Here is a 10,910-nt window from a genome sequence, read left to right as displayed (position 1 = left end):
CTTGATTTTTGATATTCCTAGCTTAAAAGCCGGATTTCTAGAACTATTAAATATGATGAATAAGTTTCGTGGATATACAACATTAGACTCTGGATAAAGTTGGTATGCCGTTGTTTTATTTTATCCAGAGTGATGAAAGAGCGTTAGTTGCTCTAGAATTTGCACTGCCAGTCGAGCAATGGTCCTATCCTCAAACAAATCGGCAACCGATACAGTAACGCCCAGGTCACTCTCTATTTGATTTTTTAACTCAAAAATTCTTAAAGAATCTAGTCCAAAACTACTGAGCGGTCGATCGATAATATTTGGTGTTTTCCCGCTGGCACTGAAGTGGGTTGAAGATTCCTCTTCCGTCGCCTTTAGCTCACATCTTGCACCATCCTCAATTACTTGTTTAGGAACAGGCAAGATGCCTGTTCCACAAGAAAACTCATTCTTTGTGGAACGGGCATCTTGCCCGTTCTTGACAATGGTGCAAGATATCAGTTTTAGCAGACTTTGGCTATTAGCAGGGGAATGAATTCCCCGGCGGTTTACCTGCTGCCAAAGGTAAGTTTCAAGCAGCGACTGCCGTTCTTCTAACTCTGCTGTCAGCAGAATTTCTCGGGTGAGTCGATCGTCGATTCCCACCAAATCAGCTAACTCTAAAATGCTACTGGCGACAACTTCCAAATTGTCAGCTAGAAAGTCAGCATAGGCGGCGCGACGTTGAATTTTACCGCTGGTGGTTTTCGGAATGCTTCCCGGCTTAATCAGCACTACTCCATAAACTTGGACTTCATATTCTTGAGCAATGCGGCTTCGGATGGCGCTGATAATTTCCTCGGCATGATCCGGCGCTTTGCGAGATTGTAATTCTGGCACGATAACGAGCTGTTCTTCGCCTGCGACTTCCACCGAGAATGCCGCGATCGCCCCCGGCCGCAAACTGGGATGGCTCCGCTCTGCTGTTCTTTCTATATCTTGGGGGTAAAGATTGCGACCTCGGATGATAATCAAATCTTTGAGTCGCCCTGTAATAAACAGTTCTCCGTCGCGTAAAAAGCCTAAATCTCCTGTTCGGAAAAATGGCCCTTCGCGGGTATCTGAAAGATATGCTTGAAAGGTTTTTTCTGTGTCTTCTGGGCGATTCCAATAGCCTCGCGCAACTGTTTCGCCAGCTACCCAAATTTCTCCGACTTCCTGCGGCTGGCATTGCGTCAGAGATTCGGGATTGACGATCGCAACTTTAGTGCCAAATTCAGGGAAACCGCAGCCGACTAAAGTTCTCGCGCCACGCTCGCCTCCGACAACTTCTACAATGTGATTATTTTCCAGCGCCCCAGCGTCAACAGGTAAGAAAGTCGGTGTTGCGCCGCTGCGAACCGTGGCAATTTTTAGCGTGGTTTCTGCCATTCCGTAAGCAGGACAAAAGGCATCCGCCTGAAAACCCCAAGGCTCAAAAGCTTTGGTAAATCGCTCTAGGGTTTCTTTGTGGATGGGTTCTGCGCCGTTATAGGCCACGCGCCAACTACTCAAGTCGAGCATTTTTTGGTCATCGCCCAAGATTTTGCTTATTTTGCTAGCGCACAAGTCGTAAGCAAAATTTGGCCCGCCGCTGTGGGTAGCTTTGTAGCGCGAAATCGCTTCCAACCAGCACATCGGGTTCTGAATAAACGCCGCTGGCGGCATGAAGTAAGAGGGAATTCCCAGATACAAAGGTTTGAGCAATCCGTCAATTAACCCCATGTCGTGAAAAGGGGGGAGCCACGTTACCGCAACGCTTTCGGAATCGTGGTCAAAGCCTCGGTGAATATATTCGATGTTGTACAAAACGTTTGCGTGGCTCACCATTACGCCTTTGGGGGTGGAGGTTGAGCCCGAAGTGTACTGAAGATAAGCCACCGAGTCGGGATGGATGGGTGGCTGCTGCCACTTTTCGCCGTCATCGGAAAGCTCCTCTGCACTCAGCCAACGCATCGCTTTGAGTTGCGGCGCTTGCTCGCATAGCTGCTCTAAATTTTCCAGGTGTCGCGCGGGAGCGATCGCAACTGTTGCTCCTGCGTCTTTGGCGATCGCACTAATTTTTGCTAAATTCCGTTTCAGCTTCGGCGGATAGAGGGGAACGGCGATCACTTTGGCGTACAAGCATCCAAAAAAGGCGGCGAGATAGTCCAATCCTGGCGGGAAAAGCAGTAAGGCTCGTTCGCCAGTGACTCCCAATGTCTGAAGTCGCACGGCGTGCGATCGGGCGATCGCATCTAACTCTCGATAAGTCAAACTGGCGGTTTCAGTTTTTCCGTCTGACAGAAATGTATATTTCTGCTCTGGTTGGTGTAACGCTCTGTTTTGTAGGAGTTCTACTAAATTCGTACAACTTTCGGTGAGTTGGTTTCCCTTAATGTTTGCGTCACTCATCGATTCTTTTTACCTAATAAATCTTGTTTGCAGTACGCCAACCAGTTCCGCCAAATTCTTTCCACATAGACTTTCTGTGAACAGTTGTCGGGCGTTACGAGTCTCCCATCAGCGCGTTTGAGTCTTCAATCCGGGTATTAGCGCTTGTTTTCACGTTTTTTTGTCGATCGGGCTGTTCGGCTGCAGGCTCCGGGGCGATTTCAGTCCGAGCCAGCTTCGATATCAGCTTCAGGGGCTTTACGGCTATCGACTTTAAGCATAGTAGGTTAGATGACATTAATTGTCAAGAGTTGTTTGCAAGTTTGTTGACTCCTATCATTTCGTATATGACAATCTTTTCTAACTCTTGCCATAGCATTTTAGGCGATCGTTTGTCTAGCCCTGACAGCAAACATAATAAACAAGTGGCACACAACTAGCGAGAGGGGTCACACCCCCTATATTGAAATGAAATTAGTTTTCATTAGTTAACTCTTGACAGATGCAAGTGCTCTGTTATCTAATTAAGTCACTTTCTCATTAAGACCCCAGCGACTACTTCCTTTAACCGAGGAAGCTACCAACCGTGGGCGATCGTCCAGAGCGCCACCGGACTCAAGCTTTCGCCCTCACGCGCTTCCTGCCAGACAAAGGCTGCTAGCGACGGGAGAATCGGATCGAACTGGGCCCGACAACTGGGCAGTATCTTCTGCAGGTTAGTTTCACTCCTGCCCAGAAGAGCAGCAACGCTGCCACAAATCATGTTGTGTAAGCAACGCAAACCACATATCCGAAGTTCTATCAATTGTTGATTCAAGAGTAATGAATAGATCGCAGAAATTATTAAATAGCCTTGGGCTGGCAGGAGTCGTGTCGGCGTTAGTCGCTGGGCCGACGTGCGCTTCCAACATCGCGCAGGTGACGAGCGTTCGCCTCAACCCCACGTCAGAAGGCATTGAAATCATCCTAGATACTGAAGATGGAAGACCCCTGCAAGTCTTCAGCGCCAGCTTTGGCGAAACTTTACAAGCTGATGTCATCACCGCTCAACTGCGACTACCGGGGGGAAATGAGTTTCGTCAAGACAAGCCTGCTGCCGGAATTGCTTCTGTCACCGTTACTCCTTTAGATAACAACAGCATCCGAATCAAAGTCATTGGCGAGAGGGGTCAACCAGTGGCACGGGTGATTCCTAACGCTGCGGGTCTGATTCTCAGCTTAAAACCCACCTCGGAGATGACTGCTCGCCCGCCTGCACCTGCTCCTACAACACAGCAGCCGGGGACACCCGCAGAACCCTTGCCACCGACAGGGCAGCCGGTAGAGATACCCGGAGAACCTTTGCCGCCGACAGCGCAGCCACCAGGGACACCCGGAGAACCCTTGCCACCTACAGCGCAGCCACCAGGGACACCCGGAGAACCCTTGCCGCCTACAGCCCAGCCACCAGGGACACCACAGGCGGGGAGAAACCCGATTGAAATCGTCGTCACTGCAACACGAACCTCAGAAAGAGTGACAAACGTGCCGCGCTCTATAACGGTGATAGACTCAGAAGAAATTCAGCGGGACACAGGGGCATCGAGAAATGTCGGGGAAGCTCTGGCAACTCAGGTTCCCGGTTTCGCGCCCCCGACTCAAACTACTGCCACTTATGGACAAACTTTGCGGGGTCGCGACGTTTCCGTTCTGATTGACGGCGTGCCGCAAACGACCAATCTTCAATCTTTTGTCAGAGATTTTAGAAACATCGATCCCAGCGCGATCGAGCGCATTGAAGTAGTGCGGGGGTCTACCGCAATCTATGGCGCTCAGGCTACAGGTGGCGTGATTAATATTATTACTCGTCGGCCAACTGAGGAAAGGCTAACTGCTGTTACTGAAGTGGGCGTCAGTAGCGCTTTAACAAACACAAGAGATGCTTTAGGCTTTAACGCTCAGCAGACGATTTCTGGTCGAACGGGTAATTTCGATCTGACCGGCACTGTCTCGCTCGCCAGAAGTGGAGCTTTTTACGATGCCAAAGGCGATCGCATTCCCTTTTTTGAACTCGGCGGAGATAGCAGCACCCTCTTCAACGTCATGGGCAAAGTCGGGGTAGATTTGGGCAGCGAACAGCGGCTGCAACTAACTGTCAATCACTATCGGGAAACTCAAGATCCCAATGTAATTCCAGACTTTAGTGTTGACGAACAGGAAGGACGGCAAAAAGCCCGCGCCATCCGAACCGGAGAGTTGGATATCGCCGGGGAAACACCGGGAAATAGGAATACACTTCTCAACCTAAGTTACACCAACCCAAACCTTTTTGGCAGCAGCCTTCAAAGTCAAATCTACTATCGAACGCATTCCAATGTAGGTGTTCCTTCTGATTTTCGCACGTCCGATTTCTTTGGCCCGTTTGTCGGCGTTGCTCGTTCGCGCACCAACACCGAACAAATAGGAGGAAGGCTTGCGATCACCACTCCTTTATCGCGTGCCGAAAATCTTCGATTAACTTGGGGTTCTGACTATGTTACTGAAGATAGCAGACAGCGTTTCGACCTGTACGACCCGGAGAGATTTGACGCAAGTGGCGGCCGGGTTTACCGGAAAATCTCCGATCGTCCTTTCGTCCCTCCTTACACTTTCAACAGCCTTGGCTTTTTCGGTCAAATGGAATGGAATATTGACGATATCGTCATTTTAAGTGGTGGGATACGTCACGAACGCCTCGGGTTAAACGTCAATGATTATACGACTTTTAATGAGCGCCAGATCGAAGGAGGCGATCGCAAATTTAACGCCACCCTATTTAATACAGGGGCTGTCTATAAAATTACTGACACCTTCAACATATTTGGCAACTTTTCTCAAGGTTTCTCAGTTCCAGATTTCGGCCGCATCCTCCGCCAACCCCCCGACGATTTTGTCGGAATTGAATCTTCGTTAGAAGTAACTCAACCGCAAAAAGTCAACAGCTACGAAATTGGCATTCGAGGAGGGTGGTCATCCGTGCAAATGTCGCTTGCCGCTTTTTACAATACCTCCGATCTAGGAGTCCGTTTTGAACCAGTTGGCAACACAGGTCGCCTGGAACTACAGCGCGCCCCAGAACGCATTTACGGCTTAGAAGGGACTGTGGATTGGCAACCTGCACAAGCATGGTCGCTCGGCGGGACTGCTACTTATATTCAAGGCGAATATGAGGAGGACAACCGTTACCTCGCCCTCGATAGCAGCCGAATTCCCCCGCTCAAGCTAACAGCTTATGTTCAAAACGAAACTTTGCCGGGATGGAACAATCGGTTACAGTTATTATATTCTGGAAATCGCGATCGAGCCTTCAAAGACGGCTCGGATGGCGGCCCGATTAGCAGCTATCTCACACTGGATTACGTCAGCGCGGTTAAAATTGGCTCTGGGCTGCTACAAGTCAAAGTTGAGAATTTATTGAATAATCAATATTTTCCCGTGATCTCCCAATACTTAGCTGGATTTGGATCGGACAGCTCTAATTATGCAGGCAGAGGTTTGACTCTCAGTGTTAATTACCGCCTTAACTGGTAATTACAGCAGATTGCAGGTTTATGAGGTAGATTCAATATCCCCCGTAGGGACACTCCAATAACCCATTGGTGTCAATTTAAGCTGTTAGTCTGTCAGTCCTCGTGCCCACCCGCTAGTCCGCCAGTCCTAAGCGGGGTTTAATTCCTTGTCGGACTATCGGTTTTACCTTAATGAGAACAGTTAACGGCTTTGATAAAAATTTCGAGATGAAGTTCCGCAAACTCGCATTCAAACTGCACTTGTATTTGGGGTTGGTAGTAGGAATATTTCTAGCAGTAATTGCTTTAACGGGCAGCTTGCTGGTTTTCGGCCCCGAAATCGAGCGGTTCTTCAATCCCCAACTCCTGCAAGTAATTCCTCAAGCCGAACGGATACCGCTGGAAAATGTCCTGCAAATTGTGGAAAAAACTTATCCGCAAAATCAAGCTCTTAGTATCTTGCTGCCGCGCTCAGCGAAGGAAGTTTGCCAAATTTCTATGCTGTCAAAGAGTGAGGAAATAGTTAGCGTTTATGTCAATCCTTACAGTGGAAAAATTACGGGCGGGCGCATTTGGAAAGAAACTTTTACAGGTTTTATTTTTACGTTGCACGCAGAATTAGCGGGAGGAGAATTCGGTCATCATGTTGTAGGTATTTGCGGTATAGTAATGCTAGGACTAACTTTTACGGGCTTAGTATTGTGGAGTGGTTGGCGCAATTTGGCTCGTGGATTCTCTATTAATTGGAAAGCTCACTGGCAGCGGACTGTCTTTGATTTACATAACGTTTCGGGCATTGTATCAGTCGCTTTTCTCATACTGATCTCCGCTACAGGGACAGCGATAATTTTTTACGCGCAGGTTGAATCGACTTTGTATTGGCTAACCAATGAAAAGCCACAGCCCGCCTTGGCTTCTCATCCCCACTCTAGCAGTTCTAGGCAAAATCTTGATGAAATATTACACCAAGTTAATACCGTTTGGCCGGAAGCTACAACCACTTTTATTTCTCTGCCTTTGACGCCTGAAGCAATTTTTAAAGTACGGAAAAAATTTCCCAATGAGTCGCACCCAAACGGGGTTAGCACAATTTATCTCGATCAATACAGTGGCGAAATATTGCAGGCTGACAGTGTAAATTCAGCTTCTGTAGCAAATCGAATTCTCAACTCGCTTTATCCGCTACATATTGGCAGCTATGGCGGAATTTACTTGCGGCTGGTACACGCGATCGCAGGATTAGCAGCGTTTGTACTGTTTGTTACGGGCGTACTGATGTGGCGACAGCGGCATTTGGTGAAATTTTACCGCAAGGAGGCGAGACAGCAATATGAAGAATTATCTCCCCTTAGCCAGCAATGGCCTTGGTTTTAATGAGAGCAATTTGTGGTTTTATACGGATGTCAATCGATTTTAGATTTTAGATTTTAAATTTTAGATTGAAGCATTGACCCCACGGATGAATCCGGGGGCTTGTATCCTGGATGCTTTCGGTCATTCTCCTGCCTAAAAACCCCTATCCTCTGAATTTTAAATCCTATCAATCGCCTATTTCATGCAAAAATTTATTCAACTCTGGCTCGGACAAGCTGCTTCGATGATTGGCAGCGCTATGTCCGCGTTTGCGCTGACTATTTGGATTTGGGAGTCCACCAGTCAAGCGACAGCTTTGGCTTTGTTGATGTTTTTTACTCAATTGCCGCGCATCTTGCTTGCTCCGGTTGCTGGCATTCTCGTCGATCGCTGGAATCGAAAATTTTTGATGGCGATCGGTGATGCAGTTTCAGCTCTGTTAACGCTCGCTATCCTATTACTTTATCTCAGCCAAAACCTGCAACTATGGCATATATATGTAGCGGCTGCGATTAACGGAATTTTTGACCAAATTCAGCAGTTAGCTTACTCAGCAGCCATCGCCACAATGATGCCAGAAAAGCATTACAGCCGCGCTAGCAGTTTAAGTTTTTTGGCAAATTACGGCGCGAGTATTATCGCTCCGACGCTGGCGGGGATTCTCTATTCTGCGATTGGGCCCGGCGGGATTTTTACGATCGACCTGGCAACTTTTACAATAGCGATCGGCACGCTAGTATGTGTCAAAATACCCCAGCCCGCGATCGCCTCCAATCCCCAGCCGACTCGCTTTCACCTGTTGCAAGAACTCAGCTTCGGATTCCGCTACATCATCGATCGTCCCAGCCTGCTTGCCTTGCTGGTGTCCGTTTCGCTATTCTGGTTCGCTCACGACATCGGCGCGGCCCTCTACTCACCGATGATACTGGCACGCACCGGCAACAATGCCAGAATCCTCGGTACTATCCTTTCAGCCGCCGGCGCCGGCGGTGTTTTAGGAGCATCGATCGTCAGTATTTGGGGCGGGCCCAAACGCCGAATCCAGGGCTTTCTGCTCGGCATGGCAGGCGCCGGCTTGAGTAAAATAGTCTTTGCTTTCGGCCAGGCGCTTTCCATCTGGGTTCCCGCTCAATTTTGTTCGTCTTTCAATTTCCCCATCCTCGGCAGTTCCAACGAGGCGATGTGGTTGGCGAAAGTCGCACCAGAAGTACAGGGGCGTGTTTTTGCTACCAGAGCAGTTATCGTGCAATTGGCGTCAGCGATCGGTTTATTGATCGCAGGCCCACTTGCCGATCGCGTCTTTGAACCCGCCATGCAACCGGGAGGTTTTTTAGCAGCTATTTTCGGCCCAATTATCGGGACAGGTGCCGGTGCTGGGATGGCTTTGTTATACGCTATCTCCGCGCTGGGCTTATTGCTCGTAGCAGTCGGTGGGTATGCTTGCCGGCTGCTGCGCGATGCCTAAAAGGGAAACGGAAAGAGGTCTTTTAACTTCTTCCCTCTTCCCTCTTCCTTCTTCCTTCTTCCTTCTCCTATAGTTTCTGGCGCGAACTCAGGTGAGCTTCAATTTCAGATCGCGATCGCCATATAGGGCGCAATTCCTTGCGAGCAAAAAGCTGCAACTGATCGCCGGCGTGGGGCGAACCAGGTTGACTGGCGTTGCCGTAACTGTTTAGCGCCATCGCTTTCACCGGATTCGAGAACTCAATCGCAGCGACAAAAGAATCGCCCGCAACCGCTTGAAAGCGATCGTCTTTCCCAGGAGCGAACCATACTGAGCGAAATACACCCAAAGCACCGTCAGCTCCATTTGCAGGCAGATTCGCCACCCCAGGCAATCGGAAGACTTCCCCCCATGCCACATCTAACGTGCCATAAGTCGCCTCAACTTTGGTTGCTGTCGCTTCCAGCACCCGCACCGCCTCCGCAGGATTTGCCAACCCGTCTGGCGTTGTTAGCGGCGCATCTGCGCTCCAAGGTTTAGCGAATAACCGATCGGCATCCATCGCTTTTTTCCAAAAGGCAAACAGCACCGCACCGCGACTGTCTGCATCGACTTTCCGATCCCAAGTGGCGAGAACTTCCGCAGCGCGGCGCGCTTTTTCACTGCCTTGCCGTGCGGCGGGAATTAAATCATCAAGGAGGCGATCGGCGAGTTCTACCTGAGTGGAATGTTTGTATTGAATCAATTCATCGAAAGAGATTTTTTCATCTTCTAACAGCATTTTTGCCGATCGCTGCGATCGCAAATCCATCGGGCCACGCGGTGCCATATAGGCGGGATATTTATCCGGTGCGATCGCGATCGGAAACGTCGTCGTCCAAGGAGGATCGTTGGTATTTTGCAACCAACCGCTGGGCGGATCGACAACGCGCGGCAAATCCGCATAGGGATGATTTTTGGTCCACAAAGTTTCTGACGTATTGCCTGCGATCGTGCCTGACAAGTATTTAAAATCTCCTTTTTTGCGTATGGGAACTTGACCGTTAAACAAGTGCATGATATGCCCCTGACGATCGGCATACATGACGGTAAACATGGGAATTTCCAAGCGCTTTAAAGCGGCTTCAAATTCAGAAAAAGTCTTGGAGCGTGCCATATCCCACCACTGCTGAAGGGCTGCTGGTTTATCGAGTCCGACAACGCGCAGGGCGATCGCTTTGCCCTGTTTTTCTGTGATAATCGGCCCGTGAACAGAACGCCGCACGACTAGAGATTCCGATCGCAAATTCCCATTCTTTTCTTTGACTTTTAAAACCTTCTCTTCCCTGTCAAATTTTCGGACTTCGCCATCGAAGCGATAGCCATCGTTAGCGAGGGGCAATTCGTAGGCATCCCAGCCATCGTGAGTGTTGACAGTATGAGTCCATCCCAAGTTGTCATTAAAGGCGATCGTTAATACAGGAAATCCGACGAGAGTCGCTCCGTAAGCGTTAATTTCTGGGGCAATCAGTTGCGCTTCGTACCATAAATATAAATCCGCCCAAGGAAGGTGAGGATTTGCCAATAGCATGGCATTGCCGCTTTCAGAACGCGAAGGAGCGATCGCCCAACCATTAGAGCCTTTGGGGGTGTCATTTTCAGCGATATTTTCAAGGCGCTCTGGATCGACTACAAAAGTAAAATTGATGACGCGCTGCGCGTGTGCCAATACATCTATCGGTTTGAGGGGCAATGCTACCTTTAATTCTTCGGTGAGCGCCTCTGGGTGTTCTTTTGCATAGGCATTCATTCCACCAACAAAAGCATCGAGATAGTTGCGAAAAATGGGATTTTGTGCTTCATACCACGCATTGGCGCGATTAGGAATTCCCATAGTTTGCACCCAGCGATCGGATTCTAGATAATCTTCGCCCCAAAATTCCGCAGCTTGCCCCCTAGCTTGCCCGTAAAGACGCAAAATCAGATTACCGTGACTTTGCATCTGCGCCCACCCGAAAGCGTAGAAAAGGCTTTTACTATTTTCTCCGTAAATATGTGGAATTCCATAGGTATCCCAAAGAATTTGATTACTGGTTTCAGGCGCGGATTGAACCCCATTATTGAGGAACAAAACTAAGATAAAACTCATTAATAAGGAGACAATCCGTCGGCTTTGTTTTTTTATTTGTATAAACACTGAAAATTAATTGGCTAGGGTTAAACTGAGACAT

The 10,910-nt window shown here is 48.9% G+C and carries 6 protein-coding genes; 3 read left to right on the top strand and 3 right to left on the bottom strand.

Annotation, left to right across the window (positions count from 1 at the left end; all coding sequences use genetic code 11):
- Positions 1-120 precede the first annotated feature (120 nt).
- On the bottom strand, positions 121-2,397 hold the full coding sequence (locus QT979_RS16075) for an AMP-binding protein (RefSeq protein ID WP_333310993.1): 2,277 nt from the start codon (positions 2,395-2,397) through the stop codon (positions 121-123).
- Positions 2,398-2,953: 556 nt separating this feature from the next.
- Positions 2,954-3,157 (bottom strand): hypothetical protein, encoded by a 204-nt coding sequence (locus tag QT979_RS16070; protein ID WP_333310991.1) that lies wholly within the window; start codon positions 3,155-3,157, stop codon positions 2,954-2,956.
- A gap of 41 nt (positions 3,158-3,198) precedes the next feature.
- On the opposite strand from QT979_RS16070, the gene QT979_RS16065 reads away from it, so the two are divergent.
- From QT979_RS16065 to QT979_RS16055, 3 genes are all read left to right on the top strand, one after another.
- On the top strand, positions 3,199-5,925 hold the full coding sequence (locus QT979_RS16065) for a TonB-dependent receptor domain-containing protein (RefSeq protein WP_333310989.1): 2,727 nt from the start codon (positions 3,199-3,201) through the stop codon (positions 5,923-5,925).
- A gap of 170 nt (positions 5,926-6,095) precedes the next feature.
- Positions 6,096-7,277 carry a PepSY-associated TM helix domain-containing protein gene (locus QT979_RS16060; RefSeq protein WP_333310987.1) on the top strand — a complete coding sequence of 394 codons (1,182 nt, stop codon included), beginning with the start codon at positions 6,096-6,098 and terminating at the stop codon, positions 7,275-7,277.
- Positions 7,278-7,458: 181 nt separating this feature from the next.
- The gene (locus QT979_RS16055) at positions 7,459-8,721 is read left to right on the top strand and encodes an MFS transporter (protein WP_333310985.1); all 1,263 of its coding nucleotides are present in this window, start codon (positions 7,459-7,461) and stop codon (positions 8,719-8,721) included.
- Positions 8,722-8,788: 67 nt separating this feature from the next.
- Here the strand turns inward: QT979_RS16055 and QT979_RS16050 are convergent, their stop codons facing one another.
- Positions 8,789-10,828, bottom strand: a complete 2,040-nt coding sequence (locus tag QT979_RS16050) for an acylase (RefSeq protein WP_333310983.1) — start codon at positions 10,826-10,828, stop codon at positions 8,789-8,791.
- Between the last annotated feature and the right edge of the window lie 82 nt (positions 10,829-10,910).

It is taken from the genome of Microcoleus sp. w2-18bC1 (assembly GCF_036700365.1).
GTDB lineage: Bacteria > Cyanobacteriota > Cyanobacteriia > Cyanobacteriales > Microcoleaceae > Microcoleus.
This window is presented reverse-complemented; position numbering and strand designations above follow the sequence as displayed.

Bases quoted from the DNA above. Each gene is read 5' to 3' on its own strand.
- QT979_RS16075 (WP_333310993.1), bottom strand. From the start codon at position 2,397: ATGAGTGACGCAAACATTAAGGGAAACCAACTCACCGAAAGTTGTACG.
- QT979_RS16050 (WP_333310983.1), bottom strand. From the start codon at position 10,828: ATGAGTTTTATCTTAGTTTTGTTCCTCAATAATGGGGTTCAATCCGCG.
- QT979_RS16060 (WP_333310987.1), top strand. From the start codon at position 6,096: ATGAGAACAGTTAACGGCTTTGATAAAAATTTCGAGATGAAGTTCCGC.
- QT979_RS16055 (WP_333310985.1), top strand. From the start codon at position 7,459: ATGCAAAAATTTATTCAACTCTGGCTCGGACAAGCTGCTTCGATGATT.
- QT979_RS16065 (WP_333310989.1), top strand. From the start codon at position 3,199: ATGAATAGATCGCAGAAATTATTAAATAGCCTTGGGCTGGCAGGAGTC.